Origin of the sequence: Rhodanobacter sp. Soil772 (assembly GCF_001428385.1) — a bacterium.
In the GTDB taxonomy this organism is placed as follows: Bacteria; Pseudomonadota; Gammaproteobacteria; order Xanthomonadales; family Rhodanobacteraceae; genus Rhodanobacter.
The window spans coordinates 503,895-530,225 of record NZ_LMSK01000001.1 but is presented as its reverse complement, the minus strand read 5'-3'; the positions used below and the strand labels follow the sequence as shown (position 1 = coordinate 530,225).

At 65.9% G+C, this 26,331-nt stretch carries 22 protein-coding genes and 4 tRNA genes; 10 read left to right on the top strand and 16 right to left on the bottom strand.

Going from position 1 to position 26,331, the window contains the following annotated elements; genetic code table 11:
* Nucleotides 1-150 precede the first annotated feature (150 nt).
* The 5 genes from ASG75_RS02625 to ASG75_RS02605 form a co-directional block, all read right to left on the bottom strand.
* Nucleotides 151-1,623 (bottom strand): DegQ family serine endoprotease, encoded by a 1,473-nt coding sequence (locus ASG75_RS02625; protein WP_056385437.1) that lies wholly within the window; start codon nucleotides 1,621-1,623, stop codon nucleotides 151-153.
* Nucleotides 1,624-1,785: 162 nt separating this feature from the next.
* The gene (locus ASG75_RS02620; protein WP_056385435.1) at nucleotides 1,786-2,457 is read right to left on the bottom strand and encodes a sigma-E factor negative regulatory protein; all 672 of its coding nucleotides are present in this window, start codon (nucleotides 2,455-2,457) and stop codon (nucleotides 1,786-1,788) included.
* Nucleotides 2,458-2,466: 9 nt separating this feature from the next.
* Entirely contained in the window at nucleotides 2,467-3,048 is a 582-nt protein-coding gene (gene rpoE / locus ASG75_RS02615) for an RNA polymerase sigma factor RpoE (RefSeq protein ID WP_200935579.1), read from the bottom strand.
* Nucleotides 3,049-3,263: 215 nt separating this feature from the next.
* Complete coding sequence (locus ASG75_RS02610) at nucleotides 3,264-5,831, bottom strand: bifunctional diguanylate cyclase/phosphodiesterase (RefSeq protein ID WP_056385432.1); 2,568 nt, start codon at nucleotides 5,829-5,831, stop codon at nucleotides 3,264-3,266.
* A 13-nt stretch (nucleotides 5,832-5,844) separates the two neighbouring features.
* Nucleotides 5,845-6,339 (bottom strand): hypothetical protein, encoded by a 495-nt coding sequence (locus tag ASG75_RS02605; protein WP_056385430.1) that lies wholly within the window; start codon nucleotides 6,337-6,339, stop codon nucleotides 5,845-5,847.
* Between the two features lie 323 nt (nucleotides 6,340-6,662).
* Between ASG75_RS02605 and ASG75_RS02600 the strand changes: the two genes are divergently transcribed.
* Nucleotides 6,663-8,744 (top strand): 3-hydroxyacyl-CoA dehydrogenase NAD-binding domain-containing protein, encoded by a 2,082-nt coding sequence (locus ASG75_RS02600; protein ID WP_056385428.1) that lies wholly within the window; start codon nucleotides 6,663-6,665, stop codon nucleotides 8,742-8,744.
* Nucleotides 8,745-8,812: 68 nt separating this feature from the next.
* On the opposite strand, the gene ASG75_RS02595 is transcribed toward ASG75_RS02600, so the two are convergent.
* From ASG75_RS02595 to ASG75_RS02575, 5 genes are all read right to left on the bottom strand, one after another.
* Nucleotides 8,813-9,394, bottom strand: a complete 582-nt coding sequence (locus ASG75_RS02595; RefSeq protein ID WP_056385426.1) for a DUF2058 family protein — start codon at nucleotides 9,392-9,394, stop codon at nucleotides 8,813-8,815.
* Nucleotides 9,395-9,432: 38 nt separating this feature from the next.
* A complete protein-coding gene (locus ASG75_RS02590) occupies nucleotides 9,433-9,657 on the bottom strand; it encodes a SlyX family protein (protein ID WP_056385423.1) in 225 nt (74 codons plus the stop codon).
* Nucleotides 9,654-10,997 carry a UDP-glucose/GDP-mannose dehydrogenase family protein gene (locus tag ASG75_RS02585; RefSeq protein ID WP_056386963.1) on the bottom strand — a complete coding sequence of 448 codons (1,344 nt, stop codon included), beginning with the start codon at nucleotides 10,995-10,997 and terminating at the stop codon, nucleotides 9,654-9,656. Before ASG75_RS02585 ends, ASG75_RS02590 begins: the two co-directional genes overlap by 4 nt.
* A gap of 150 nt (nucleotides 10,998-11,147) precedes the next feature.
* Nucleotides 11,148-11,900 carry an FKBP-type peptidyl-prolyl cis-trans isomerase gene (locus ASG75_RS02580; RefSeq protein ID WP_056385421.1) on the bottom strand — a complete coding sequence of 251 codons (753 nt, stop codon included), beginning with the start codon at nucleotides 11,898-11,900 and terminating at the stop codon, nucleotides 11,148-11,150.
* A gap of 162 nt (nucleotides 11,901-12,062) precedes the next feature.
* Nucleotides 12,063-13,829 carry a cation:proton antiporter gene (locus tag ASG75_RS02575; RefSeq protein ID WP_056385419.1) on the bottom strand — a complete coding sequence of 589 codons (1,767 nt, stop codon included), beginning with the start codon at nucleotides 13,827-13,829 and terminating at the stop codon, nucleotides 12,063-12,065.
* Nucleotides 13,830-13,998: 169 nt separating this feature from the next.
* Here ASG75_RS02575 and ASG75_RS02570 point away from each other — a divergent pair.
* The 3 genes from ASG75_RS02570 (at nucleotide 13,999) to ASG75_RS02560 (ending at nucleotide 14,272) form a co-directional block, all read left to right on the top strand.
* Nucleotides 13,999-14,074, top strand: a tRNA-Ala gene (locus tag ASG75_RS02570).
* A 9-nt stretch (nucleotides 14,075-14,083) separates the two neighbouring features.
* Nucleotides 14,084-14,159: transfer RNA gene (locus ASG75_RS02565), tRNA-Glu, on the top strand.
* A gap of 36 nt (nucleotides 14,160-14,195) precedes the next feature.
* Nucleotides 14,196-14,272, top strand: a tRNA-Asp gene (locus ASG75_RS02560).
* A gap of 170 nt (nucleotides 14,273-14,442) precedes the next feature.
* Here the strand turns inward: ASG75_RS02560 and ASG75_RS02555 are convergent.
* Both ASG75_RS02555 and ASG75_RS02550 read right to left on the bottom strand, forming a co-directional pair.
* Nucleotides 14,443-14,931: a DUF1249 domain-containing protein gene (locus ASG75_RS02555; protein WP_056385417.1), complete on the bottom strand. Its 489-nt coding sequence runs from the start codon at nucleotides 14,929-14,931 to the stop codon at nucleotides 14,443-14,445.
* A gap of 27 nt (nucleotides 14,932-14,958) precedes the next feature.
* The gene (locus tag ASG75_RS02550) at nucleotides 14,959-15,774 is read right to left on the bottom strand and encodes a pyruvate, water dikinase regulatory protein (protein WP_056385414.1); all 816 of its coding nucleotides are present in this window, start codon (nucleotides 15,772-15,774) and stop codon (nucleotides 14,959-14,961) included.
* Between the two features lie 219 nt (nucleotides 15,775-15,993).
* Between ASG75_RS02550 and ppsA the strand changes: the two genes are divergently transcribed.
* The 3 genes from ppsA to ASG75_RS02535 all read left to right on the top strand — a co-directional run bounded on the left by ppsA (nucleotide 15,994) and on the right by ASG75_RS02535 (nucleotide 20,970).
* On the top strand, nucleotides 15,994-18,375 hold the full coding sequence (gene ppsA, locus ASG75_RS02545; RefSeq protein WP_056385412.1) for a phosphoenolpyruvate synthase: 2,382 nt from the start codon (nucleotides 15,994-15,996) through the stop codon (nucleotides 18,373-18,375).
* Nucleotides 18,376-18,662: 287 nt separating this feature from the next.
* Nucleotides 18,663-19,463 (top strand): TetR/AcrR family transcriptional regulator, encoded by an 801-nt coding sequence (locus ASG75_RS02540; protein ID WP_056385410.1) that lies wholly within the window; start codon nucleotides 18,663-18,665, stop codon nucleotides 19,461-19,463.
* Between the two features lie 118 nt (nucleotides 19,464-19,581).
* Nucleotides 19,582-20,970 (top strand): outer membrane protein transport protein, encoded by a 1,389-nt coding sequence (locus tag ASG75_RS02535; RefSeq protein WP_056385408.1) that lies wholly within the window; start codon nucleotides 19,582-19,584, stop codon nucleotides 20,968-20,970.
* Nucleotides 20,971-21,051: 81 nt separating this feature from the next.
* Here ASG75_RS02535 and ASG75_RS02530 read toward each other — a convergent pair whose 3' ends face one another.
* Nucleotides 21,052-21,753 carry a protein phosphatase 2C domain-containing protein gene (locus ASG75_RS02530; protein ID WP_056385406.1) on the bottom strand — a complete coding sequence of 234 codons (702 nt, stop codon included), beginning with the start codon at nucleotides 21,751-21,753 and terminating at the stop codon, nucleotides 21,052-21,054.
* A gap of 111 nt (nucleotides 21,754-21,864) precedes the next feature.
* Here ASG75_RS02530 and ASG75_RS02525 point away from each other — a divergent pair.
* Nucleotides 21,865-21,954: transfer RNA gene (locus ASG75_RS02525), tRNA-Ser, on the top strand.
* Nucleotides 21,955-22,162: 208 nt separating this feature from the next.
* On the opposite strand, the gene dnaQ is transcribed toward ASG75_RS02525, so the two are convergent.
* Genes dnaQ through ASG75_RS02510 form a run of 3 tightly spaced genes read right to left on the bottom strand, consistent with a single transcriptional unit; the run spans nucleotide 22,163 to nucleotide 24,025 of the window.
* Entirely contained in the window at nucleotides 22,163-22,873 is a 711-nt protein-coding gene (dnaQ, locus tag ASG75_RS02520; RefSeq protein WP_056385404.1) for a DNA polymerase III subunit epsilon, read from the bottom strand.
* Entirely contained in the window at nucleotides 22,870-23,313 is a 444-nt protein-coding gene (rnhA, locus tag ASG75_RS02515; protein ID WP_056385401.1) for a ribonuclease HI, read from the bottom strand. Before rnhA ends, dnaQ begins: the two co-directional genes overlap by 4 nt.
* 25 nt (nucleotides 23,314-23,338) lie before the next feature.
* Nucleotides 23,339-24,025, bottom strand: coding sequence for a methyltransferase domain-containing protein (locus tag ASG75_RS02510; RefSeq protein ID WP_200935577.1), 687 nt, complete (start codon nucleotides 24,023-24,025; stop codon nucleotides 23,339-23,341).
* A gap of 251 nt (nucleotides 24,026-24,276) precedes the next feature.
* On the opposite strand from ASG75_RS02510, the gene gloB reads away from it, so the two are divergent.
* Nucleotides 24,277-25,041, top strand: a complete 765-nt coding sequence (gene gloB / locus ASG75_RS02505) for a hydroxyacylglutathione hydrolase (protein ID WP_056385396.1) — start codon at nucleotides 24,277-24,279, stop codon at nucleotides 25,039-25,041.
* A 203-nt stretch (nucleotides 25,042-25,244) separates the two neighbouring features.
* Entirely contained in the window at nucleotides 25,245-26,240 is a 996-nt protein-coding gene (locus ASG75_RS02500; protein WP_056385394.1) for a transglycosylase SLT domain-containing protein, read from the top strand.
* The last annotated feature ends 91 nt before the right edge of the window (nucleotides 26,241-26,331 follow it).

The window sequence follows — 26,331 nt, the reverse complement described above, 5'->3', positions numbered from 1 at the left end:
TGCGTGACAGCGCGTCGCCGTGAGCGACGCTAACCCGGCATTATCGCATGGAACCCGCCGCCGCCATGCACGAACTCGCGCGACGCAGGCGCCACCCGGCAAGGGTGAACGCCTGCGCCGTTTTCCCGCCAACCGTGCGCCACGACCGGCTTACTTGTCATCCGGAACCGTCAGACCGACGAAGTTGCTCTGATCGCCACGGCGCACCAGCAACAGCACCGTGCTGCCGGCCTTCACGCCCTTCGTCGCCGCCTCGAACTCGGCCACGCTGCCGATCTTCTGCTGGTTGACCATGGTGATCACGTCGCCGGCGCGCAAGCCGGCCTGCGCCGCCACCGGGCCGGTGATGTCGCCGATCACCACGCCCTGCCCCGGCTTCAGCCCCAGTTGCTTACGGGTGTCGCTGTCGATCGACTGCACGGTCAGGCCCAGCGCGGCCGAACCGCTGCGGCTCGACGGGGGCATGGCACCCTGGTTGTTCACCGCACTCTTGTCGCGCGAGGCTTCGCTGATGGTGACATCCAGCGTCTGCTTCTTGCCGTTGCGCAGGATCTCCACCGGCACCTTGCTGCCCGGCTTGGTCATGCCCACCAGCGGCGGCAGGTCCGCCGCCTGCTGCAGGGGCTGCCCGTTGTAAGCCAGGATGATGTCGCCGGGCTGGATGCCGGCCTTCGCCGCACCGCTGTCGGGACTGACGTCGACCACGGCGGCACCCGCGCCATTCTCCAGATGGAAGGCTTTGACGATGTCGTCGTCGACCGGCTGCATGGTCACGCCAAGCATGCCGCGCGAGACGTAGCCCTTGCTCTTGAGCTGCTGCACGGCGTTCATCGCCACGTCGATCGGGATCGAGAACGACACACCGAGGTAGTCGCCGGTGTTGGAATAGATCTGCGAATTGATGCCGACCACGCGGCCCTGCAAGTCGAACAACGGACCGCCGGAATTGCCGCGATTGATCGGCACGTCGGTCTGGATGAACGAGGTATACGGCTGGTCGCGCTGGCCCAGGTTGCGGCCCACCGCGCTGACGATGCCCTGGGTCACGGTGTAGTCGAAACCGAACGGCGAACCGATCGCCAGCACCCACTGGCCCGGCTTCAGGCTGCGCGAATCGCCGATGCTCACCGCCGGCAGGTTGCCGCCGGCGTCGACCTTGAGCAGGGCGATGTCGTAGGTCGGATCGGTGCCGATCACCTTGGCAGTCAGCGTGCGCCGGTCCTGCAGGCGCACGGTCACCTTGTCGGCGTGATCGACCACGTGGTTGTTGGTGAGAATGTAGCCATCATTGGAAATGATGAAGCCCGAGCCCAGCGAGGTCCGCTTCTGCTCCTGCGGCGACGGCATCATCGGCATGCCGAAGAAGCGCCGCAGGATCTCCGTCTGCGGGTCGTCCGGCATGCCCTGGCCGGGCGTCATCTGCCCGCGCATGCTGCGGCTGTCGTCCTGCCGCTCGCCGTTGTAGCGAGCTTCGACATGCACCACGGCCGGCGCGTTCTTCTGCACGATCCCGGTGAAATCCGGCAGCGCCGCCACGGTCGGCGTCTGCGCCTGCAGCGCACCGGTGCCGGCGATGCCCAGCAGCGCACAGCACGCCAGACTGCGCAAGATGGAATGACTCATGACTCCTCCTTGGTTGATTTCGGCCGGTAGGCTTCGGGCGGATTGTCGACTCGGGTCGCTGCGTGGGCGGGTCCGCACATGCGCCGCCCGCCGGCCCGTGCGACGGACCGACAGAGGGCAAAACAGCGAGGACGAGCCGCGGACAATCACACGCGGTTCGTCTTATTGCGCGACGGCGGAAGCCCGGCGCGAGATATCCGGCGCAGTCTGCTGCTCCGGCTCGAGCAGCAGCAGGTAGCTGCCGTCGTTGTTGTCGAGCGTCCGGTAACGCGGCATCGACGGATAGCCCGACAGACGCCGCGCATACGCCGGCTGGCTCTGCCCAAACGACGCGCCGAAAGTAGCCGAGGCCTGCTGGCTGAGCAGTCCGGCGGAATTGCCGCTCAGCCATGGCGGCACGGCGGCCGGAGCGGCCGGCTTATTCGCCGGCGCAGCGGTGGCGACCGCATTGGCCTGCTGGGTGGTCGAGGCGGTCAGGCGCTCGGCATCGCCGGTCGGCTGACCGATCATCAGGGCAGCGGCGGCCACGCTGGCGGCGATCGCACCGCCGGTGGACCAGCGCAGCCAGTGGTTGCGTCGGGAAGCTGCAGCGGCCGGCTTCGACTCCTGCTCGATCGCCAGCATCACCCGCGCGGCGAAACCGGGTTCCGCCATCGGCGACAGCTCTCGACGCAGGCTGTCGCGGGCGATGTGGTAACCGGTCCAGGCCTGCTGCAGCGAGGCGTCGTGATCGAGCCGGCGCAGCAGGAAACGCAGCTGCTCCTTCGACAATTCGCCATCGATGCCGGCGGAAAGATTTTCCCGGATGTCCTGATTCATGCCTGCCTGATTCATGTCTGATCCTCAGCGGTCCGACAACAGGGGCCGCAGTTTCTCGTCAATCGCTTCGCGTGCCCGGAAGATGCGCGAACGCACCGTACCGATCGGGCAGCCCATCGCTTCGGCGATTTCATCGTAGCTGAGGCCATCCACCTCGCGCAGCGTGATGGCTGTCCGCAGCTCTTCGGGCAACGATTGGACAGTGGAAAACACGGATTGTTCAATTTCCTGGCGCATCAGCTCGCGCTCGGGCGTGGCGCTGTCGTGCATGCGCTCGGCGCCGGCCATGAACTCGGCGTCATCGGCGTCGATGTCGCCGGAAGGCGGGCGCCGACCCATCGCCACCAGGTGGTTCTTGGCGGTGTTCACCGCGATCTTGTACAGCCAAGTGTAGAACGCGCTGTCGCCGCGGAACGAGCCGATCGCCCGCCACGCGCGGATGAACGATTCCTGCGCGATGTCCTCGCACTCGGCGTGGCTCCTCACATAACGCGAGACCAGCCCGATCACCTTGTGCTGGTACTTGCGCACCAGCAGGTCGAAGGCCCGCTTGTCCCCCTGCTGGACCCGCTCGACCAGCGCGCGATCCAGTTCATTTTCGCCCATCCGGGCCGTATCCGTCGTCAATGCCGTCTTCCGCTGCGGGAGCTTGTTTTGAACTGAACGCGGCGCTCAGACCACAGTCCGGCGCCTGAGTTCAGCATGCACTTAGGTATCGCCTCCACCATAACGCACGGCCTGTTGGCTGGTTGTCATGTCGGGCCAGGCGCCCCTGAACCCGTGACGGGTCGGGATCAGTTATGGGGACGCCCGCCACCGGCTCAAGCCGGCTCGGCTACCCGCCCCTCCAGCAGACGCTGCCGTTCGGACAGCAGCTTGTCGAAGCTGACCGGCTGCAGTGGACGACAGAACAGGTAGCCCTGCAATTCGTCGCAGTCGTGCTGGCGCAGGAACTGCAGGTGTTGCTCGATCTCCACGCCCTCCGCCACCACGGCCCGTTTCAGCCGGTGCGCCATCTCGATGGTGGCGCGCACGATCGCCTCGTCGTCGGGGTCCACCCCGATGTTGCGCACGAAGCTCTGGTCGATCTTGATGCGGTCGGCCGGCAGCCGGCGCAGGTAGTCCAGCGAAGCCGCACCGGTGCCGAAATCGTCGATCGCGATGTGGCAGCCCAGCCTGTGCAGCGCGTGCAGGTTCTCGACCAGGTTCGGCGCTTCCTTGATGCTGATGCTCTCGGTGATCTCCATCTCCAGCAAGGTGGGATCCAGCCCGGTTTCGCGCAGCACCGTCGCCACGGTGTCCAGCAACTGCGGCTCCATCAGCTGCACCGCGGACAGGTTCACGCCCAGACGCAGACGCAGGCCGTAGCGCTGCTCCCATTCCTTCGCCTGGCGGCACGCGGTGCGCATCACCCATTCGCCGATCGAGACGATCAGGCCGGTCTCCTCGGCCAACGGGATGAACACCGCCGGGCTGATCATGCCCAGCTCGGGGTGCTCCCAGCGCACCAGCGCCTCCATGCCCACGATGTCCTCGGTCTCGGTGTTGACCTGCGGCTGGTAGACCACGCGCAGTTCGCCATTGCCCTCGGCATGGCGCAGGCGCGTCTTCAGCGCCATGCCGTGCTGCTGGGCGTACTCCGGGCTCACCTCGTAGATCTGGAAGGTATTGCGGCCTTGGTGTTTGGCCGCGTACATCGCCTCGTCGGCATGCTTGAGCAGGGTCTGCGCGTCGCCGGCGTCGTCGGGGAAGAAGCTCAGGCCCATCGACGCGGTCACCTGCAGCTCGGTGCCGTCCTCGAGGTACAGCGGCGTTTCCATCACCTGCACGATCTTCTCGGCCACGCGCAGCACGTCGTCGTTCTTCACGATGTGGCGCAGCACGATGGTGAACTCGTCGCCGGCGTAGCGCGCCACCGTATCGGAGGCGCGAATGCTGCCGCACAGGCGCTGGGTGACCGTGCGCAGCACCTGGTCGCCGGCGGCATGGCCGTAGGTGTCGTTGATCGCCTTGAAGCGGTCCAGGTCGACGAACAGCACGGCGAAGCACTCGCCGTTGCGGGTCGCCTCGCGAATGATCGTGTCCAGCCGGTCGTTGAACAGCAGCCGGTTCGGCAGGCCGGTCAATGCGTCGACCAGACCCTCGGCGCGGCCCTGCTCACGGGTGCGGCCCAGTTCCAGCATCTGCGCGAAACGGGCCGCGGCGCAGCGCAGCACCGGTTCGATGATGCCCATCTCGCCGAAGCCGCGGCGGCTGCCGGCCAGCATCGCGCCAAGCACGGTGTGGCGTTCGTCGTACAGCGGCAGGCCGGCAAAACCGGCCAGGTCGAGCTGCTGCAGCAACGGGTCGATCGACGCCAGCCGCTTCGCGTCGGTGCGGTACAGGATCGGCTTGCCGCCCAGTACCAGCTGCAGCGAGCTCTGCAGTTGCGCCGGCGGCCATTGCGGGTCTTCGCCACTCCACAACTGCAGCATCTGGGTCGGCGCGTCGGCGCCGTCCTGGCGCGCCGACCAGACGGCGAGATAATCCAGGCCCAGTTCGTCGAACAGCAGGCGGCCGGATGCGGTCTGCGCGTCGACCCCGCTGGTCGAGGCGAAGATGCGCGACAGCAGCGACAACGCGGCCTCGGCCCGCAGGTCGGCGCGATCGCTGCGGAACATCAGCGCCAGTGCCTCGTGCCCGCCATGCCGGATGCGCCGCACGCTGGCCTGTCCGGTGTCGGCGCCCTGCACCGACTTGCGCTGGCAGGGATACCAGTTGCGATTGGCCTCGGCCAGCACCTGGCTGATCGCGATGCCCTCGAAACGCAGCACGTCGGCCAGCGGCAACCCTTCCCATTGACTGGCATGCATGCGGCTGTGCCTGGCCACCGTGGGGCTGACTTCGAGCAGGCGGCCGCTCTGTGCGTCGGCGATCAGCCACTCGCTGTCGCCTTCCTCGAATACGTAGCGGTAATCCTCATGCGCGCCGCTGTCCGGTGCGGCAACCACCTTGCGCGGGCGTTGGCCGCTGCCGGCTTGCGAGCGCCGCCAGCGCGGCACCAGTTCGCTGCCGATCTGGGCGGCGGAAAGCCAGTCGGCGATTCCGGCCGGCAGGTCGGCGGGGCCGAGCGTGGCCTCCTCGGCCAGTACCACGATCAGCGGCGTGTCGGCGCCGCCGGGCAAGCGGCGCACCTGCTCGCAACTGGCGCGCGCCTGCTGCTCATCGCCGGCCAGCACCACCACGATCAGCTGCAGCGGAGGCAGCGATGCGCGCCCTTCCAGCAGGATCGCCGCGTGCGATACGTCGCGTGCGCTGTGGATCTGCGGGTAGCCCGCCTGGTCGAGCGCATCGAACAGGCTGCGGCGCAATTCGCGCTGGGCTGCGATCACCAGGATGCCGGAATTCATCTGCGTGCCCGCCTCAAACCAGCCACCGGCCATCGCGCAGGCGCAGGCGCCGCGGCTGGCTGTCCTCGCTGCCCAGGTGCACCGCCAGCTCGCCCAGGTGTTCGGCCAGCGCCACCGGTGCGTCGATCAGCACCACCCGGCGCAGATGCCCCTTGGGCGCGCGGGCAAGCTGGCGCAGCAAGGTGGCGTCCATCGCCGACAACGGCAGCTCCAGCCCGAGCAGGAAATACACGCCGAAATGCATGCTTTGCTGCATGTAGCGCAGCGCGTTGCCCAGGCGCTGGCAGTCCGGCACGCGCACATGCGCGTCGCGCAGGCTGCCCAAGCCGGTATCGGGTTGCCACAGATACACCGCCTGCCCGGTATGCCGGGCAATCGCGCGGAACTGGTCGATCAGGGCGTGGACGTCCTTGCTGTCCAGCACCACGAGGCCGCTCGGGGCCGCCAGGATCCGCTCGAAAATCTCGGTGCCGGCTTGCGGTGGAACGGAGGCCATTGCTGAAGTCATTGCGTCCCCGTCCTGCTGCGTCGGCGGTGGTGCACTGTGTGAAGTCGGCCCGCCCGCGACTGACCGGGGAGTGACCGGACGATATCCGGCCGTTGCCAGGCCATCGAACCGCGGTGGATCGTTCCATTGTCCCGTACAAGCAGCCCGTGCCGTAAAGCTGGCCGTGCACTTGTTGCCCCGCCAACCAGCCTCGGCCGGCGGTATCCCGACGAAGGCCCGATTTCACACCGGCACCGCCGCACGGTCAAGCAGTTGCGTCACATCTCGCAATCAAGGCGACGGAACGGTATGGTTCAGGCCTCCGCCACCACGTCTGTACTCCCATGTTCGAAGGATTGCGTTTCAACCACTGGAAGACCAGCGAAGGCGACGATGGCGTTGTCACGCTGACCCTCGACCGCGCCGGCAGCAGCGTCAATGCGATCTCCCGTGCGGTGCTGGACGAACTCGAGCAGATCGTCGAGCGGCTGGCGATCGAGAAGCCGGCCGGCGTCATTCTCCACTCGGCCAAGTCCTCGGGGTTCGCCGTGGGTGCCGACGTCAAGGAATTCATCGAGTACGCGAAGCACGATACCGTGCTGGAGAACATCGAGCATGGCCAGCGTGTCTACGAGGCGCTGGCGCGGCTGCCTTGCCCCACCGTGGCCGCCGTGCACGGCGCCTGCATGGGCGGCGGTACCGAGCTGATCCTGGCCTGCCGCCAGCGCATCGCCGCCGACGATGACAAGACCCGGATCGCGCTGCCCGAAGTGATGCTGGGCATCCACCCCGGCTGGGGCGGCACCGCGCGCCTGCCGCGCCTGATCGGCGCCACCGAGGCGCTGCCGCTGATGCTGACCGGCAAGTCGCTGTCGGCGAAACGCGCGCTGGGCCTGGGCGTGGTCGATCGGCTGGCCCGCCCCGACGAACTGCTGGTCGAGGCGCGGCTGCTGCTGCGCCACGCTGCGCCACGCCCGTTCGCGCGGCGCGCCAAGGCCTGGGCCAGCAATACCTGGCTGGCGCGGCAGATCCTGGCGCCGATGGTGTTCAAGCAGACCGCCGCGAAGGTACGCAAGGAGCATTATCCGGCCCCGTTCGCGATGATCGACGTATGGAAGCGCGGCGGCTCCGGCATCCAGCAGCGGCTGAAGATCGAGGCACGCTCGGTGGCGAAGCTGGCGAAGACGCCGACCGCACAGAACCTGATCCGCATCTTCTTCCTGCAGGAACGGCTGAAGGGCCAAGGCGGCGGCACTGACCCGGCGATCAAGCACGTCCACGTGGTCGGCGCCGGCGTGATGGGTGGCGACATCGCCGCGTGGGCCGCGTTCAAGGGTTTTGAGGTGACCTTGCAGGACCGCGAGATGAAATTCATCCAGCCCGCGCTGGACCGCGCCCGAGCGCTGTACGAGAAGAAGCTGAAGGCGCCGGAAAAAGTCGAAGCCGCCATGCGGCGCCTGCGCGCGGACGTCGAGGGCAACGGCGTGGCCACGGCCGACCTAGCGATCGAGGCGATCTATGAGAACGCCCGCGCGAAGGAAGCGCTGTACGCCGGCATCGAACCACGATTCCAGGCCGGCGGGATCCTCGCCAGCAATACCTCCAGCATCCCGCTGGACGAGTTGCGCAAGAATCTTGCCGCGCCGCAGCGTTTCCTCGGCCTGCATTTCTTCAACCCGGTGGCGCAGATGCCGCTGGTCGAGGTAGTGCGCCACGACCGGCTCGACCCGGCAATCGAGAAGCGCGCGCTGGCGTTCTGCAAGGCGATCGGCAAGCTGCCGGTGGCGGTCAAGGGCACCCCGGGCTTCCTGGTCAACCGCATCCTGATGCCGTACTTGCTCGAAGCGATGCGCCTGTACAGCGAAGGCGTGCCCGGCCCGGTGCTGGATCGCGAGGCGAAGAAATTCGGCATGCCGATGGGCCCGATCGAACTGGCCGACACCGTGGGCCTGGACGTCTGCGCCTCGGTCGGCAAGGAGCTGGCGCCGTTCCTGGGACTGGAAGTGCCGCCGGGGCTCGACGCCAAACTCGAAGCCGGCAAGCGCGGCAAGAAAGACGGCCAGGGCCTGTACGTGTGGCAGGACGGCAAGCCGCAGAAACCCGAAGTCGACAAGGACTACGTGACGCCACCGGACCTGCAGGAACGCATGATCCTGCCGATGGTCAACGAGGCGATTGCCTGCCTCGCCGACGGCGTGGTCGACGACGCCGACCTGCTCGACGCCGGCGTGATCTTCGGCACCGGCTTCGCGCCGTTCCGCGGCGGCCCGATTCAGTACGCGCGCAGCGAAGGCGCCGACAAGCTCAAGGCCAGACTCGAACAATTGGCGCAACGCTACGGCGACCGGTTCAAGCCGAAGAACGGCTGGGATCATCCGGCGCTGGCGCAAAGTGGTTTCGAGTTGCCGGCCGCATCCGTCAACTGATCGGTTTCGCGATTACCAACATGAAAACGCCCGGCATGGCCGGGCGTTTTCGTTGACGCAGATCGGCATCACCACATCAAGTCGTCGGGCACGCCGTCATCGCCCACGCCAGTGGCAGCCGGATCGACCAGCAGCGCCAGCTGATGCGGGTCGATGTCACGCACCTGCTCGGCGATCTCGCGGCTGACCAGGAGATAGCGACCGCCCTGCTGCACCACGCCCAGTTCGCCGGCGTTGAGTGCCGACAGCTGTGCGGCATCCACGTGCACGCGGCGGATCTTGCCGCCGTATTCGAAATTGCGCGGCTGGTCGGCGTCGGCCTTGTTCAACGCCTTGCCGTCGAGCAACTGCTGGATCTTCTGCTTGCGCTCGCGCCGCAACCTGGCCTGTTCGGCGGCCTCCCGCTCGACCCGCTGGCGTTCGCGGGCTTCGGTTTGCGCGCGCAACGCATACGCCTTGGCCAGGTCGATGTCCTGCTGGCTCTGCCCTGATGGTCGTGCGGCGTGTGACGCGGCGTGTGGCTTGCCGCCCTTGCGCGCGGGCTTGCCGGACGGCGGCGGGATCGGGCGCTTCGGCTCGCGCGCCCGGTCCTGTTGAACCTGTTTGACGATGCCGCTCTTGAGCAGCTGATCGCGCAGGGAATCGGCCATGCGGGTATTCCGTGATCGGTGGGCTGGGTGGGTTCGGATCAATAATGCGGCGGCGGCGGTTCGTTGTGCGGATCGTCGCCTTGCGCGATGCGCATCGACGCCATCTCGCCGCGCAGGTCGCGCAGCGCGCGCTCCAGCGCGGCAATCCGCTGCGACTGGTCGGCATCCGCCGTGGTCAGCGCCTGCACGGCCTCGTCGATGAAGGTCAGCTTGACCTCCATCTCGTCGAGCCGCCGGGCAAGCGCGTCGTTTGAGTTGTTCATCGCGACGCCTGCAGGCTGCGGCCGCGGCCGATGCCGTAATAGGCCAGGCCCGCTTCCTCCACCACGGCCGGGTCGTACAGGTTGCGCCCGTCGAAGATCGCCGGCACGGCCAGCGCGGCGTGAATGGCCCGGAAATCCGGGCTGCGGAACGCCTTCCATTCGGTGACCACCGCCAGCACGTCGGCGCCTTGCAGGGCATCCATGGCGTGCTCGCACAGCACCAGGTCGTCACGATCGCCATACAGCCGCTGCGCTTCTTCGCGCGCTTCCGGATCGAACGCGCGCACCTTCGCACCGGCATCCCACAGCAACTCCATCAGGCGCCGGCTGGAAGCCTCACGCATGTCGTCGGTATTCGGCTTGAACGCCAGCCCCCACAACGCCACCGTCCTGCCGGCCAGCTTGCCGTCGAGATGGCGCGAAATCAGTTCGAACAGCTTGCTCTTCTGCTGCCGGTTGACCGCCTCGACCGCACCGAGCAGGCGCGCCTCGTAGCCTTGGGCGTGCGCAATGCGCTCCAGCGCCTGCACGTCCTTGGGGAAGCACGAGCCTCCGTAACCGGCACCCGGATAGATGAAGCTGTAACCGATGCGCGGGTCCGAGCCGATGCCCTGGCGTACCAGCTCCACGTCGGCGCCCACCCGCTCGGCGATGTTCGCGATCTCGTTCATGAAACTGATCTTGGTCGCCAGCATCGCGTTGGCGGCGTACTTGGTCAGCTCGGCCGAGCGTTCGTCCATCACCACCATGCGGTCGTGATTGCGGTTGAACGGCGCATACAGCTTGCGCAGCAACGTCACCGCGCGCTCGCTGGAAGCACCCACGATGATGCGATCGGGGCGCAGGCAGTCTTCCACCGCCGCGCCTTCCTTCAGGAACTCCGGGTTCGACACCACGTCGAACTCCACCGTGACCTGGCGCGCTGCCAGCTCGGCCGCGACGGCCTCGCGCACGCGATCGGCGGTACCCACCGGCACGGTCGACTTGTTCACCACCACGGCGTAGCGGTCCAGGTGCCGGCCGATCGTCCTGGCCACCTTCTGCACGTACTGCAGGTCGGCACTGCCGTCCTCGTCCGGCGGCGTGCCGACAGCGATGAAGATCAGCTCGCCATGCGCGATCGCCGGTGCCGCCTCGGTGGTGAAGTCGAGCCGGCCGCCGGCGTGATTGCGCTGCACGATCGACTCCAGCCCCGGCTCGTAGATCGGAATCTCGCCGCGCTTCAGCCGCTCGACCTTGGCCGCGTCGATGTCGACGCAGAGCACGTGGTTGCCCATCTCGGCCAAGCAGGCACCGGTGACCAGGCCGACGTAGCCAGTACCGAAAATTGTGACCTTCATCATCGTCGCGACATTCCTTGAAAGCGTGAGCCGTCCATTCTAACCGCGCACCACGCGCAGCATGGCATCTGCCCCGCTCAAAAGCAGAAGGGCGCGAATCGCTTCGCGCCCCTCCGGCTTGCCACGGTCGTTAAACCGTGTCGATCCTGATTACTTGCCGCCAGGAGCAGCGGCGCCAGCCGGCGTCGGGCCGGTCTTGACCAGGGTCACGTCGAAAAGCAGCGTGGCATTCGGCGGCATCGGCGGCTGCGGCTCGGCACCGTAGGCCAGCGCCGCCGGGATGAACAGCTTGTAATGACCGCCCACCTGCATCAGCTGCAGGCCTTCGCGGAAGCCCGGGATCACGCCGGCCAGCGGAATCTTGGCCGCGCCCGGCGGATTGTGCTTGGCGGAGGCATCGAACACCTGGCCATCGACAAAGGTACCGGTGTAGTTGATCTCGACGGTATCGTTCGGACCCGGACGGGCACCCGTACCCTGGCTGACCACCTGGTACTGCAGGCCCGACGCGGTCGTCTTCACGCCCGGCGCGGTCTTGTTCTTGGCCAGGAAGGCGTCGCCTTCAGCCTTGTTCTTGGCCGCCAGCTTGGTCATCTCGGCCTGGTACTTGGCCTGGATTTTGGCCATGAAGGCCTCGTGCACCTGCTTGGCTTCGGCTTCGCTCATGGTCGGCTTCTGGCCGGACAACGCCGCCTTCACCGCATTCGCCACGGCATTCGGATCCAGCTCATCGCGCATGATCGGCGGGACCTGGGAAGCAATCTCCCAACCCACAACATAGCTGGCCTTCGCCTTGTCGACGGTACCGGCAGCGCCGGCGGTCTGAGCGGCGACGCCGGCCGTCATGCCCAGCGCAACGGCCATCGCGACCGCCGTCAGCGTGGGACGCAGAAAGTGCTTCATTCGTAACTCCCTCATGTATGGATATGCCGGCGTTGCCGGCCGGGCCCCCCCGATGGAGGCAGGCCTCGCATTGTGCGGTGCTTGTCCGGTCTTGGCAACGATTCGGGGTTCAGACCGTCAGTCGGGATAAAGGTTCACGCCACTGCCGGCCGGACTCGCCGATCAGCCCGCGCCACCCCCGGAAGGGCCCGGCTTCTCCAGGGTCTCCTTCAGCGCCGCCTGCAGGCGCGCATGCATCTTGACCAGGCCACGCCACAACACCACCGCCAGCACCACGCCCAGCACGACCAGGGACAGCGCGATGCCGCGCGGCGGCAGGATCGCCGAACTGAGCGCGCTCACCAGCAACGCCAGCGCAAGCAGCGTCGCCAGCGGGATGACCCTGGCCAGCACGTTGCGGATAGCCTGGGTATATGAACCGGCAAACCGCTCGCGTATGCCGATCTCCGCCAGCAACATGCCCAGCGCCTCGGCCTTGCGGTAAACCGCGATCAGCATCGGCAGGGACAGGAACAACGCGCCGGCCCAGATCAGCGTATGGCGCAGGTCCCGATCGATGCCGAGCATCGAGAACCAGCTCCAGTTGTGCGCATTGATATAGGCACCGATGACGAACAGCGCCACCACCAGCAGGACGTTGATGCCGATATGCCACAGCAGGCGCCGGAACATGGCGGCTATCGCCGCGTTTTCGTTGACCGGCTTGAGATTTTCCAGCCACCCGCTGTAGCTGGTCGCCAGCAATCTCAATGAACGCGGCGTCACCCGGCGCAGGCCGTTCGCCAACCCGTCGGCCGAACGATTCATGTATGGCGAGGCGGCCATGCACAGTACCGAGACCGCCACCGCAATCGGATAGATGAAATCGCTGATCACCCCAAGCGAAAGTCCGAGCGTGGCGATGACGAAGGAGAACTCGCCGATCTGCGCCATGCCCAGCCCCGAACGCAGCGCCGTACGCGCGTCGTGCCCGACCACGAAGATACCCAGGCTGCACGCCAGCGTCTTGCCGACGATGACGACCGCCGCGATAAGCAGCGCCGGCAGTGCGTACTGCGGCAACATCGCCGGATCGATCTTCAGACCGATCGCCACGAAGAACAGCGCCGCGAACATGTCGCGCAGCGGTTCCACCAGGTGCAGCACGCGCCCCACGCTGCGCGACTCGGCCACCACCGCGCCCGCCAGGAAGGCGCCCAGCGCCACGCTGAAACCCATCCAGGCCGCGAACAGGCTGGCGCCGAAACAGATGCCGAGCACGCTGACCAGCAGCGTTTCGTCGCGGTCGAAACCCGCCACGTAATCCACCAGCCGCGGCAGCAACAGCAGGCCCAGGATCATCCCGACGATCACGAACAGGCCCAGGTGGCCGACCAGCGCGAACGCGGTCTCCGCCTGTACCGAGCCGCCGATCGCCACCGCCGTGAGCAAGGTCAGCATGACGATGGCCAGCATGTCCTCGGCCACCAGCAGCCCTACTACCAGTTGGGCAAACCGTTGATGCCGCTGCCCGCCCTCCGCCAGCGTGCGGGTGGCCACCATTGTGGACGAGAGCGAGATGATCGCGCCAAGGAAGAGCGCGTCCATGCCGGTCCAGCCGAACAAACCGCCGATGCCGTAGCCGATCCACAGCATCAGCCCGACTTCGGCCACGGCCACAGCCAGCACACCGATGCCGACCTCGCGCAGCTTGCGCACGCTGAATTCGAGGCCCAGCGTGAACATCAGCAGCACCACGCCGAGATTGGAGATGTCGTCGATCGTGCGCGGATCGCCGACCAGCACACCCGGCGTGTGCGGCCCGATCAGCACGCCGGCCAGGATGTAGCCCAGCAGCACCGGCTGCCGCATCCGCTGGAACAGGATCGTGGTGGCGCCCGCCACGATCATCACCACGGCAAGGTCGCGAATGAAGCCGATTTCGTGCATTCGTCAATTCTTCAAAACGACGCGAGTCGCTGCAGCTTAAACGAAGCACGGCGGTACTCGGCCGGCCGTCGAACAAGGCGATCGACGGCGGACGATTCCTTCGCCGGGATGCTGAAAAAAAGCTTGACGGATATGTGGCCCGCACCTATTCTTCTCGGCTTCCAGCGGCGGGGCCATAGCTCAGCTGGGAGAGCGCCTGCATGGCATGCAGGAGGTCGGCGGTTCGATCCCGCCTGGCTCCACCAACTTAATCCGTCCCCATCGTCTAGAGGCCTAGGACATCACCCTTTCACGGTGGCGACCGGGGTTCGAATCCCCGTGGGGACGCCAAGTTGGCTCGCACAAGCTGGAAACTGTTGCAAATGCGGAGTGGTAGTTCAGTTGGTTAGAATGCTGGCCTGTCACGCCGGAGGTCGCGGGTTCGAGTCCCGTCCACTCCGCCACTATTCAAACAAAAAGCCCGCCTTGCGCGGGCTTTTTGCTGTGATGTATTTGTGCGCTCATCCATGTGCGCAAAGATCAAGAAGCAGCCATCCATGGCTGCACTTGCTGTACTTGTGCGCTCATCCCTGAGCGCGAAAAAGTCAAAAGGCGGCCGTCCCTGGCCGCACTTTCAAACGAGGCCGCCGCTTTCTGATTGTCCCGTTTGCGGCTCCAGCGTGCCGATGGAATGCCCCTGCTCCGCCAGGTACTCCAGCCAGCGTGACAGGAATCCGTTCATGCGCAAGCGGTGCTGGAACACGGTGTGTGCCGGCGAGAACGGTCCCAGCACCTGCCACAGGTGCCGGCCGGGATGGCAGTGCAGGGCCTCGGCCACATGCGCGTCGGTATACATGCGCAACTGCGCCGACGGCGCGCGCTGGCCGGTGTGCGCGTCGACGAAATCGTAGGTGAGTTCCAGTTCCAGCGTGTACGGGTGGCACTCCTGCACGTGCAGATGCACGTCGAGCCCGTCGCCCGCGTCGGAAACATACCGGCCCGGCGCCAGCTGCTGCGGCGCGAACAGCCGCGTCAGCCGGTGGTAGTTTTCCGCATACAACCCCATCAGGAACTCGAAGCGTCCGGGCAGCAGGCTGTTGCGGTTGTCCAGTACGACGCTCATGGCGGGCGCGCAAACTCCAGGTGGCAATCAGAACATGGTCCGCTCGATACCGAAGCGGTCGAAGATCTTGCTGGCGATTTCCTCGATCGACACGTGCGTGGTGTTGAGACTGGGAATGCTGGCCTGGCGCATCAACCGGTCGGCCTGTTCCAGTTCCCAGCGGCATTGCTTCAACGTGGCATAGCGGCTGCCGGCGCGACGTTGTTCGCGGATCTGCGCCAGCCGCAGCGGGTCGATGGTCAGTCCGTACAACCGATCCCGGTACGGCCGCAGGCGTGCGGGCAGTTCGAGTTTCTCGAGGTCTTCGTCGGTCAGCGGATAGTTGGCGGCGCTGACGCCGTAATGCAAGGCCATGTAAAGACAGGTCGGCGTCTTGCCGGAGCGCGACACGCCGACCAGGATCAGGTCGGCCTCGGCATAGTCCACGTCGATGCCGTCGTCATGCGAGAGCGCGTAGTTGGTCGCATTAATGCGCGCCTCGTACTTGTCGAAATCGACCAGACCATGCGAACGGTTGACCGCACCGGAACGCTTGGTCCTCAGTTCGTCCTCCAGCGGACCGATGAACGGCGCGAATACATCCAGCATCAATGCGCCGCTGGCGGCCACGATGTCGCACAGTGCACGGTCGGCCATGGTGTTGACCACGATCGGCCGCTGTCCGCTTTGCGCGTACTTGGTCTTGATCCGCAGCGCGGCGGTTTCCGCCTTGTGCGCGTTGTCGGTGAACGGCAACCGATGCTTGTCGAACTTCACGCCTTCGAACTGCGCCAGGATGCTGTTGCCGATCGTCTCCGCAGTGATACCAGTGGAGTCGGAGATGAAAAAAACCGTTCGCTGCATACAGGGTCCTGATCGCGGGGAAGCATTTGTCGGCACCTTAGCGCAAGCATGAAATCCACCGCCAGCTGACTGGTATGCCGTTGGAATGACATCTTCCGGCATTGGTCTTCTTGTGCCGCGCACCATCCGCAGCGGACAATACCAGTTCTTTGCAACCCGCTTCGGGCCTTCGTGCCGCGCCCATTCCACTTACCGCAGAGCTTCCCTAAGGAGACACCCTTGAACGACCTGGTGCTTTGGCTCGACCAACTGCGCATGACCGACCTGGGCAAGGTCGGCGGCAAGAATGCCTCCCTCGGCGAGATGATCGGCAACCTCGCCAAGCTCGGCGTCTCCGTGCCCGGCGGCTTCGCGACCACGGCCAGCGCGTTCCAGCAGTACCTGGAAAAGAGCGGCCTGGCCAAGCGCATCCAGGACCGGCTGGCCACACTCGACGTCGACGACGTCGACACCCTGGTGGCGGCCGGCAAAGAGATTCGCGGCTGGATCGTCGACACCGCCCTGCCTGCCGAGCTCGAACAGGCGATCCGCACCGCGTACATCAAGTTGTGCAAGGACGCTGGCGCCGACGACATCGCCGTCGCCGTGCGTTCCTCGGCGACTGCCGAGGATCTGCCCGACGCTTCGTTCGCCGGCCAGCAGGAAACCTTCCTCAACGTGGTCGGCATCGACGACGTGCTGCACAAGGTGAAGGAAGTCTTCGCCTCGCTGTACAACGACCGCGCCATTGCTTATCGAGTGCACCAGGGCTTCAAGCACGAGGACGTGTTCCTCTCCGCCGGCGTGCAGCTGATGGTGCGCTCGGACGTGGGCGCCGCCGGCGTGCTGTTCACGCTGGACACCGAGTCGGGCTTCCGCGACGTGGTGTTCGTCACCGGCTCGTACGGCCTCGGCGAGATGGTCGTGCAGGGTGCGGTCAACCCGGACGAGTTCTACGTGTTCAAGCCGACCCTGCGCGACGGCAAGCCGGCCGTCCTGCGCCGCAATCTCGGTGCCAAGCAGCTGCGCATGGTGTATTCCAGCGCGCCAGGCGAACGGGTCAGAACCGAAGACACCCCGGTCGAACTGCGCAACAAATTCTGCATCGGCGACGAAGACGTGCAGGAGCTCGCCCGCCAGTCGCTGATCATCGAAAAGCATTACGGCCGCCCGATGGACATCGAGTGGGCGAAGGACGGCCACACCGGCAAGCTGTACATCGTGCAGGCGCGCCCGGAAACCGTGAAGTCGCGTTCGCACGCGACCCAGCTTGAGCGCTTCCACCTCAGCGAGAAAGGCAAGGTGCTGGCCGAAGGACGTTCGATCGGCCAGAAGATCGGCGCCGGCAAGGCGCGCGTGATCCGCTCGTTGAGCGACATGAACAAGGTGCAGGTCGGCGACGTGCTGATCGCGGACATGACCGACCCCGACTGGGAGCCGGTGATGAAGCGCGCCTCGGCGATCGTCACCAACCGTGGCGGCCGCACCTGCCACGCGGCGATCATCGCACGCGAACTGGGCGTGCCGGCGGTGGTCGGCACCGGCAACGCGCTGGAGCTGATCCCCGATGGCGCCGACGTCACCGTGTCCTGCGCCGAAGGCGACACCGGCACGATCTACGAAGGCATCCTGAAGTTCGAACGCATCACCGCCGACTTGGGCGCCATGCCCGAAGCGCCGCTGAAGATCATGATGAACGTGGCCAACCCCGAGCGCGCGTTCGATTTCGGCATGCTGCCGAACGCCGGCATCGGCCTGGCCCGACTGGAGATGATCATCGCCAGCCACATCGGCGTGCATCCGAAGGCGCTGCTGGAATACGCCAAGCAGGACGCCGAAACCAAGGCGAAGATCGACGAGCGCATCGCCGGCTACGCTGGTCCGGTCGAGTTCTACGTCGACCGTCTGGCCGAAGGCATCGCCACCATCGCCGCCTCGGTCTACCCGAAGCCGGTGATCGTGCGCCTGTCCGACTTCAAGTCGAACGAATACGCCGGCCTGCTCGGTGGCTCGCGCTACGAGCCGCATGAAGAGAACCCGATGATCGGTTTCCGCGGCGCCAGCCGCTACGTCGATCCCAGCTTCGCCGAGGCGTTCGGACTGGAGTGCAAGGCAGTCAAGCGCGTACGCGAAGTGATGGGCCTCTCCAACGTATGGGTGATGATCCCGTTCGTGCGCACGCTCGGCGAAGGCCGCAAGGTGATCGAGGTGCTGGCGAAGAACGGCCTCAAGCAGGGCGAGCACGACCTCAAGGTCATCATGATGTGCGAGGTGCCGTCGAATGCCCTGATGGCGGACGAATTCCTCGACATCTTCGACGGCTTCTCGATCGGCTCCAACGACCTCACCCAGCTCACCCTGGGCCTCGACCGCGACTCCAGCATCGTCGCCAGCCTGTTCGATGAACGCGACCCGGCGGTGAAGAAGCTGCTGGCGATGGCGATCAAGACCGCCCGCGCCAAGGGCAAATACATCGGCATCTGCGGCCAGGGCCCCAGCGACCATCCCGACCTGGCCGAATGGCTGATGGAACAGGGCATCGAGTCGGTATCGTTGAACCCGGATACGGTCGTCGACACCTGGTTGCGGCTGGCGAAGAAGAAGGCCAGCCGAAGCATCTGATCGCCGCTGGGCACGCGCATCCATACTGCAGCGCAACAAAATGGCCGGAATCATCCGGCCTTTTTGTTGCGTAGGCCTGGCGAAAATCGGCACAAGATCACCCCAGCCCGCTGCCCGGCAAGGCTTGTCGGCGGCCCTGCTCGTTCGCGACACCCCGGCGTTCACCTATCTTGCACCGCAGCTTGCCCGTTCCCGTGGTCGCCAGTAGCGTTCATACACGTGTTTCAATCTATTATTTGAAGCATCTGTCATGCGCCACTTTCGACGTACGCCATGGGGACGTATTTTTGAGTCCAACGCAACGCACCAATCACAGCGATACCCGCAAGCGGCTGCTCGAAGCCACCGAGTGGCTGTTCATCGAGAGCGGCTACGAAGCGATGTCGTTGCGACATATCACGGCGCGGGCGGGCGCGAACCTGGCGGCGGTGAACTATCACTTCGGCAGCAAGGAAGCGCTGGTGCAGGAGTTGCTGTCGCTGCGCCTGGACCGGCTCAACCGCGAACGGCTGCAACTGCTCAGCGCCTGCGAGCAACAACGTCCCGAAGAACTGGATGCCGCCGTCGTGCTGGCCATGCTGTTTGTGCCGGCGTTCCGGCTCAGCCACGGCGGCACGTCGGGCCCGGCCTTCATGCGCCTGCTCGGACGGGTCTACAGCGACCCCTCGCCGTTCATCCGCGGCTACCTGCAGGAACATTACCGGTCGATTTCCGGGCGCTTCTTCGAGGCGTTCGCGCGCGCCTTGCCGGCACTGCCGCGCAGTGAACTCGGCTTGCGCCTGCATTTCGCGCTGAAGGCCCTTTCCGGCATGCTGGCCGGCGAAGACATGCAGCAGCTGACCGCCAGCATCAGCAAGGGCGAGACCATCAACGATGCCGAGTTGCTGGCGCGGCTGATCTCGCTGATCTCTCCCATCCTCACCGCACCGTTCGGCAGCCCGGAACAGATCAAGGTGATCGAGCAGGTGCTGCAACTGGACGACAGCACCGCCAACGCCAGCATCGAGCCGACTTCCGAACCGGACCATGGACGCCACGACACGCCGGCCGCCCAGCATTGGATCCGGGAAGGGAGCCCGGTCTCCTGAGCATGCACCACCGTCCCACCCTTGCCACCTGCTACCCCCGACGTTCCATTACAAAACCAAGAACCCACCTATCTGCGGGCGTACTTTGTCCCCAGGCTGCCGTTACAGGAGAACCCTCGTGAACCGTCAAACCTTGCACCGCTTTACCCGTCTTGGCACCCAGGCCAGCCTCGCCCTGGCGGTTGCCGCCGCACTGACCCTGCCGCTGAGCGCCGAAGCCGGCTCGTTCAAGCTCCCCACCGACAACGCGGCCGGCTGGGCGCGTGCCAACGCGGGCGGCTCGCTGTTCGCCAACGATCCCACCGCCGTCTACAACAACCCGGCCGCGATGGCCTTCTTCGACGGCCCGGTGCTCCAGCTGACCGGTACGGCCATTCGCCCGAGCGCCAAGTTCGAGGGCGAGTTCCGCGACCAGCAGGGCAACCCGACCACCGGCAACAACCCGGACGGTTTCGGCAAGTTCATTCCGTTCCCGAACATGGCGTTCGCCGCACCGGTCAACGACCACCTTGTGCTGGGTGCCAGCGTCACCGTCCCCTACGGCCTCGTCAGCGAATACAACCCGACGTGGCAGGGTCGCTACTTCGGCACCAAGACCAGCGTGCAGTCGATCGCGATGAGCTTCTCGGCCGGTTTCAAGGTCAACGACCAGTTCTCGATCGGCGTAGGCATCCTCGGCCAGCGCACCAAGGCGCAGCTGAACACCATGCTTGACCCGTACGGCTCGGCCGCCGGCCTGATCGGCGCTCCGATCCTGGGTGCGCCGCAGAGTGGCGACGTGCAGCTCAACGTGGACGTGAAGAAGAAGTTCGCGTTCGGCTACTTCGCCGGTTTCGAGTTCAAGCCGACCGCGCAGGACAGCATCGGCTTCAGCTACCACTCGAAGATCAAGCAGACGCTGAGCGGTAACTACGCGATGTACGGCAGCCAGGCCAGCAAAGACCTTATCGCCCTGGCCCCGATAGCCTTCCCGAACGCGGGCCTCCCCGCGCTCAACCCGGATGGCGACAAGGCCAGCGCCGTGTTCAACATGCCGGCCTTCGCCAACCTGGACTGGCTGCACGCGTTCAATGACCGCTTCAGCCTCGCCGCCAGCGTGAAATGGACCGACTGGTCCGACTTCAAGAAACTCACCCTGACCTCGAATGGCGAGACCCTGGTCAGCCTGCCCCAGGGCTACAAAGACGCCTGGGTCTACTCGATCGGCGGCGACTACAAGCTGAACTCGCAGTGGACCCTGCGCGCCGGTGTCGGCTACGACGAAACCCCGTCCAACATCATCAGCCGCGACCCGCGCATCCCCGACGGCTCCCGTCGCCTGCTGGGCATGGGCGTGGGCTACCAGGCCACCGACCATCTGGCAATCGACTTCGGCTACCAGCACCAGTTCGTCAGCGACGCACGGGTCAAGCTGACCAACCAGCCGGCCCTGGGTTACGGCACCATGGACGGCAAGTTCAAGGACCACGGCGACGTGCTCAGCTTCACGGGTACTTACCGGTTCTGAGCGACTTGCCATACGGATGAAGCACAAGGGCCGCGAAAGCGGCCCTTGTTTTTCGCAGAGGCGCAAACCCGCCGATCGGATTCAGCAGGAGCGCACGATCAGCACCGTGATGTTGTCGTCGCCGCCACTGTCGAGGGCGCTCAGCAGCAGCTGATCCACGCACTCCTGGGCAGCCAGGTCGGTGCGCGCCATCGTGCGCGCGATCGAGGCGTCGCTGACGCCTTCGGTCAGGCCGTCGCTGCACAGCAGGAAGCCCATACCCGATTCCAGTTGGCCACGCGCCATGCCGATGTGCAGTTGCTCGATGGCGGTCACGCCCAGCGCCTGGGTCAGCACGTTGCGCTGCGGATGCTGGGCGGCCTGCGCCGGGTCGAGCTGGCCGGCCTCGACCAGCGCCTGCACCAGCGAGTGGTCGTGGCTGATCTGCCGCAGCTCCTTCTTCCACAGGTAGATCCGGCTGTCGCCCACCCAGGCGACCTCGTAACCGTCGCCGATGATCCGCAGCACGGCGATGGTGGTGCCCATCGGCAACACGTCGAAGCTGTGTCGGGTGTGCGCAAGCAACCGCTTGGCAGCACCGTGCACCGCCTCGATCAGGCTGCGCCCCCGGCCGACCAGATCGACCACGGCATCCCGCACCAGTGCCGACGCCACCTCGCCATGCTGGTGCCCGCCCATGCCGTCGGCCACCAGAAACAGGCCGAGCGAGGCATCGGCGTAATAAGTGTCCTCATTGCGCGTGCGGCGCAGGCCGACATGCGTTCCGTGTCCGAATTCGATCATGGGTTTTCAGTTGATGCGAGCCACTGCAGCATGCCGGAAGACCCTGTTGTTGTCACGGCAAGTTCGCTCGCGTATGATTCCCGGCTCGCATGCGCCACCATGCAGCACACCGGAGAGGTGGCAGAGTGGTCGAATGTACCTGACTCGAAATCAGGCGTACGTGTAAGCGTACCGTGGGTTCGAATCCCACCCTCTCCGCCAGAAAAGCAAAACGCCCCCGTGTGGGGCGTTTTGCTTTTCTGGTGGTGACGGCTGGGTGAGAACCCACCGGTTCGACAAATTCGCCAGGAGCGAATTTGGACAGCCGCAGGCTGGCCCCGCAGCGCAAAGCGCGGAGGGGTTCGGCCCAAGGATGAGCCGAACAATCCCACCCGCACCCCGTGGACGCTGCGCACCGCACTACCAAAGCTCACCCCAACCGCCGCCACACGCTCTCCCCATCCCCACTGCTCTTATCCAACGTGTCCAGCCGTTGCTCATGCTGCGACAGCTCGTCCGCCGAGGCACGCAGCACACGTGGCCGCGCATGCAATACCACCGGCGCCGTCACCACCACATCGCGCTTTTCGGCAGATCCCTCGAAGCCGAGGTCGAACGCCACCTGCCCCGAGGTCATCGCCAGATAAACGTCGGCCAGCAGTTGGGCGTCGATCAAACCGCCATGCAAGCCGCGTCGCGAGTTGTCCACGCCCAGCCGTTTGCACAGGGCGTCGAGGCTGTTGCGCTGGCCGGGGTAGCGCTCGCGCGCCATCGCCAGGGTATCCAGCACGCTGCAACGGTCGCCGATCCGGCCCGCGTCGTCGCCCAGTCGGGCCAGTTCGGCATCGAGGAAGCCGATGTCGAAACTGGCGTTGTGGATGACCAGTTCAGCGCCGTCGATGAAGGCCAGGAACTCATCCACCACCTCGGCAAAATGCGGCTTGTCGAGCAGGAACTCGTCCTCGATGCCGGTGACCAGCCGGGCGCCCTCGTCGATCGCCCGATCCGGATTCAGATAGGTCTGGTAGTGCCGGCCGGTAAGCCGGCGCTCGACCAACTCGACGCAGGCGATTTCCACCAATCGATGCCCCTGACGCACTTCCAGGCCGGTGGTTTCGGTATCGAGAACGATCTGCCTCATGCCCTGCCCTTCATCAGCTCGGCCTGTTCGCGCGCAGCCTGGTCGACCCGCTCGTTTTCAATGTGGCCGTTGTGGCCCTTCACCCACTTCCAGCGCACCTGATGGGCGCTGACCGCATCGGACAGGCGCTGCCACAGGTCCTGGTTCTTGACTGGCTTCTTGTCCGCGGTGCGCCAACCGTTCGCACGCCATTTCGGCACCCATTGTTCGATGCCCTGCATCACGTAGCGCGAGTCGGTGGTGAGAGTCACCTGGCACGGCCGCTTCAACGCCTCCAGTGCACCGATCGCCGCCATCAGCTCCATCCGGTTGTTGGTGGTAGCCGGCTCACCGCCAGCCACCATGCGTTCGCTGCCCTTTGCCCGCAGCAGGGCGGCCCAGCCGCCCGGACCCGGGTTGCCCAGGCAGGCCCCGTCGGTAAATGCATCCACTTCGCTCATCGTTGCTCACGTATTCCATCGAAAATCACAAGGCCGAACTGCGCCGGGTACCCGGCGACAGTCGACCGTTTGCCGGCACGTGCACCGGCGCCGGCCTGAGCCGCAGCGGTGTGGCCAAGTGCCGGCGCTTGCGTGCAACCAGCAGGTAGCCGCCACCGAAGGCACCGACAAGGGTTCGCCTCGTCGCAGTCAGACCGGGCCACGCACTGCCTACCCGCTGCACCTGCTCGATCACCAGTCCGGCCAGCTCGAGTCGACGCCGGAGCCGCCACGGCATCTGCAGTGCCGGCGACTTGCCGCGCGCACGCCAGTAGAACCACGGCGACCAACCGCCGAACGGGTGCACGCCGGTCAACGCAAGCACGCCACCGGGTGCGAGCACGCGGATGGCTTCGTCGAGCAGGGTCGCCGGTAGCGGCGCCACTTCCAGTGCATGCCGCAGCAACACCAACTCAAACGCGTCGTCGATGAATGGCAGTGGTTCATCCGCCGCGGCCTGCAGGTCGCCCCGGTAGCGACCGTTCTCCAGGTGCAACGTGGTCCAGCAGCCAAGCATCGGCAATGCCGGTGGCGCATCGTCGAGGGACGCGCCCAACAGCAGCGCATGGGTGCCGAAACAGCGTTGCAGTTCCGGCTTCAGCGCGCGCGTCTGTTCATCCAGCAAGCGGCGCAGCGGCGCACTGGCGTAGATGTCGTCATCGCGTTGTGGCATGCAACCGGTCCGGTCTTTCATCTGTGCCCAGAGTGTAACGGCTGACGACATCCGGCAGCAGGTCGCAGGCGAGTCGGAACTGCCGCACGCTGCTGAACAGTCCCCCGACTGGTTAACGTTCTACTAACGAGCCGGCAGCAACGTCAATTTATAGTCGACCGCCTCATGCGCGCCCCGGATGGCTGCGTCTGTCGTTCCACAGGTAAAACACCCGGTCCGCCGGATGTTCCTCAAACGCAGCGGAGCCCATCTTGCACCTCATACCGTTACCGGCGCTGGCCGACAACTACATCTGGCTGCTGCATGACGACGACGGCAACGCCATCGTGGTCGACCCGGGTGACGCCGCAGTCGTCGAACAGGCGCTGGCCGCGCGCCGGCTGCGGCTGTGCGCGATCCTGCTGACCCATCACCACCACGATCACATCGGTGGCGTAGCGGCCCTGCGCGCACGCCACGACGTGCCGGTCTACGCGCCCATCGACGAACGCATCGGCGAGGCCACCGAGCGCGTGCGCGACGGTGACCGGGTCGAACTGGCCGCACCGGCCGTGCGCTTCGAGGTGATTGCGATCCCGGGCCATACGCTCAGCCATGTCGCCTACGTTGGGGCCGGTCTGCTGTTGTGCGGCGACACCTTGTTCAGCCTGGGCTGCGGTCGCCTGTTCGAAGGCACGCCGGCGCAGATGCTCGCCTCGCTGGATCGTCTGTCGCAGTTGCCGGGGGAAACCCTGGTTTGCGGTGGGCATGAGTACACCGAAGCGAACGGGCGTTTTGCGCACACCATCGAGCCGGCCAATCCCGAACTGCAGCAGCGGTTGCAGGAAGTCGCCGCACTGCGCGAACGCCTCCAGCCCACCTTGCCGGTACCGCTCGCCCGCGAGCTGGCGACCAACCCGTTCCTGCGGACCGACACCGATGCCGTCGTCGCATGGTGCCGGCAGCAGGGCAGCGGCATCGACCGGGCCGCCCGCTTCGCCGCCGTGCGCAGCGCCAAGGACGGGTTCCGCGGATGAGGCAGCACATTCGACTCCTGCCGTTGCTCTTGTCGCTCGCGCTGGCTGCTTGTGCCGGGGTGCCCCCACAGATAGCGCAGCGACCGAGCGGTGAAACCACGCCGGCAACAACGGCTACGCCCGAGACCGCTCCGCCGACCAGCGAACCACCCGCGCCATCGCCAGGAACCGACGTCTGGGATCGGCTGCGCAGCAGCTTTGCCATGCCGGGTTGTGACGCCGACCCTGCGGTGCTGGCCTGGGCCAAGCGCTATACACGCCACCCACAGCAGTTCGAAAGCCAACTGCAGGCCGTATTGCCGCACCTGGTCTATGTGCAACAGGTGGCCGACCGCTACGACGTTGCAGGCGAATTCGTGCTGCTGCCCTGGGTGGAAAGCCATTTCCGGCCGGTGCCTGCCCGCAAACAGCGGCCGGCCGGCATGTGGCAGATCATGCCGGTAACTGCCGGCGCCATGGGGTTGCGCGTCGACGGTCACTACGACGGCCGTCTCGATGGTCCCGCTGCCACCCATGCCGTGATGAAACTGCTCGAGCAGTATCACGACCAGTTCCACGACTGGCGGGTGGCCGACTACGCCTACAACGCCGGCGAGTTCGCGATACGCAGGATCATCCGGACGCACGGCAAGCCGGCGGAGCAGCCGGCCATTCCCCACTGGCCGGTGCGCAAGGTGACCCGCGAGCATCTGACCAAGCTGCTGGCGATAGCCTGCGTGGTGCGCGAGCCGGAGCGCTTCAATGTCAGCCTGCCCACGCTGCCGAGCGAGCAACACCTGGTGCAGACCGAGATACCTCATTCGATGCCGATCGCACGGGCGGCCGACCATGCCGGCATGTCGATCGAGGCACTGAAACACCTCAACCCGGCGTTTCGCAGCAACATGATCGACGCCAACGCCGCCTCGTACCTGATCCTGCCCGCCGGGCATGCCCGCCAGTTCCGCGATGCCCTGCTGGCACACGCCAGCAACACCCACGGCGACGGCTTCCTCGACGGCGTGGACACCAACGCAACAGCCGGCCTGGCGCCGGACGAGAAGGTGGCGCGAAAGACCCACATCGTGAAGCGCGGCGAAAGCCTGTGGCAGATCGCCCGCAATTACTCGGTCAACGTCAACCAGTTGCAGCGCTGGAACCGTTTGGACGGCCATACGCTGAAGCCCGGCCAGGCGCTGATGGTGAGCGCACCGAACTAGGAATGCCCTGATCTACGCCGGTGCCGGGCGTTCGCTACCTGGCGTTCGCCTTCACCCCAAAGAAACCCACCGGCCGGCCCAATCAAGCCTC

What these genes read in the sequence shown, in the direction of transcription:
- ASG75_RS02625 (WP_056385437.1), bottom strand. Translation starts at nt 1,623, where the DNA reads ATGAGTCATTCCATCTTGCGCAGTCTGGCGTGCTGTGCGCTGCTGGGC.
- ASG75_RS02620 (WP_056385435.1), bottom strand. Translation starts at nt 2,457, where the DNA reads ATGAATCAGGCAGGCATGAATCAGGACATCCGGGAAAATCTTTCCGCC.
- rpoE (WP_200935579.1), bottom strand. Translation starts at nt 3,048, where the DNA reads ATGGGCGAAAATGAACTGGATCGCGCGCTGGTCGAGCGGGTCCAGCAG.
- ASG75_RS02610 (WP_056385432.1), bottom strand. Translation starts at nt 5,831, where the DNA reads ATGAATTCCGGCATCCTGGTGATCGCAGCCCAGCGCGAATTGCGCCGC.
- ASG75_RS02605 (WP_056385430.1), bottom strand. Translation starts at nt 6,339, where the DNA reads ATGACTTCAGCAATGGCCTCCGTTCCACCGCAAGCCGGCACCGAGATT.
- ASG75_RS02600 (WP_056385428.1), top strand. Translation starts at nt 6,663, where the DNA reads ATGTTCGAAGGATTGCGTTTCAACCACTGGAAGACCAGCGAAGGCGAC.
- ASG75_RS02595 (WP_056385426.1), bottom strand. Translation starts at nt 9,394, where the DNA reads ATGGCCGATTCCCTGCGCGATCAGCTGCTCAAGAGCGGCATCGTCAAA.
- ASG75_RS02590 (WP_056385423.1), bottom strand. Translation starts at nt 9,657, where the DNA reads ATGAACAACTCAAACGACGCGCTTGCCCGGCGGCTCGACGAGATGGAG.
- ASG75_RS02585 (WP_056386963.1), bottom strand. Translation starts at nt 10,997, where the DNA reads ATGAAGGTCACAATTTTCGGTACTGGCTACGTCGGCCTGGTCACCGGT.
- ASG75_RS02580 (WP_056385421.1), bottom strand. Translation starts at nt 11,900, where the DNA reads ATGAAGCACTTTCTGCGTCCCACGCTGACGGCGGTCGCGATGGCCGTT.
- ASG75_RS02575 (WP_056385419.1), bottom strand. Translation starts at nt 13,829, where the DNA reads ATGCACGAAATCGGCTTCATTCGCGACCTTGCCGTGGTGATGATCGTG.
- ASG75_RS02555 (WP_056385417.1), bottom strand. Translation starts at nt 14,931, where the DNA reads ATGAGCGTCGTACTGGACAACCGCAACAGCCTGCTGCCCGGACGCTTC.
- ASG75_RS02550 (WP_056385414.1), bottom strand. Translation starts at nt 15,774, where the DNA reads ATGCAGCGAACGGTTTTTTTCATCTCCGACTCCACTGGTATCACTGCG.
- ASG75_RS02530 (WP_056385406.1), bottom strand. Translation starts at nt 21,753, where the DNA reads ATGATCGAATTCGGACACGGAACGCATGTCGGCCTGCGCCGCACGCGC.
- dnaQ (WP_056385404.1), bottom strand. Translation starts at nt 22,873, where the DNA reads ATGAGGCAGATCGTTCTCGATACCGAAACCACCGGCCTGGAAGTGCGT.
- rnhA (WP_056385401.1), bottom strand. Translation starts at nt 23,313, where the DNA reads ATGAGCGAAGTGGATGCATTTACCGACGGGGCCTGCCTGGGCAACCCG.
- ASG75_RS02510 (WP_200935577.1), bottom strand. Translation starts at nt 24,025, where the DNA reads ATGCCACAACGCGATGACGACATCTACGCCAGTGCGCCGCTGCGCCGC.
- ASG75_RS02500 (WP_056385394.1), top strand. Translation starts at nt 25,245, where the DNA reads ATGCCGGGTTGTGACGCCGACCCTGCGGTGCTGGCCTGGGCCAAGCGC.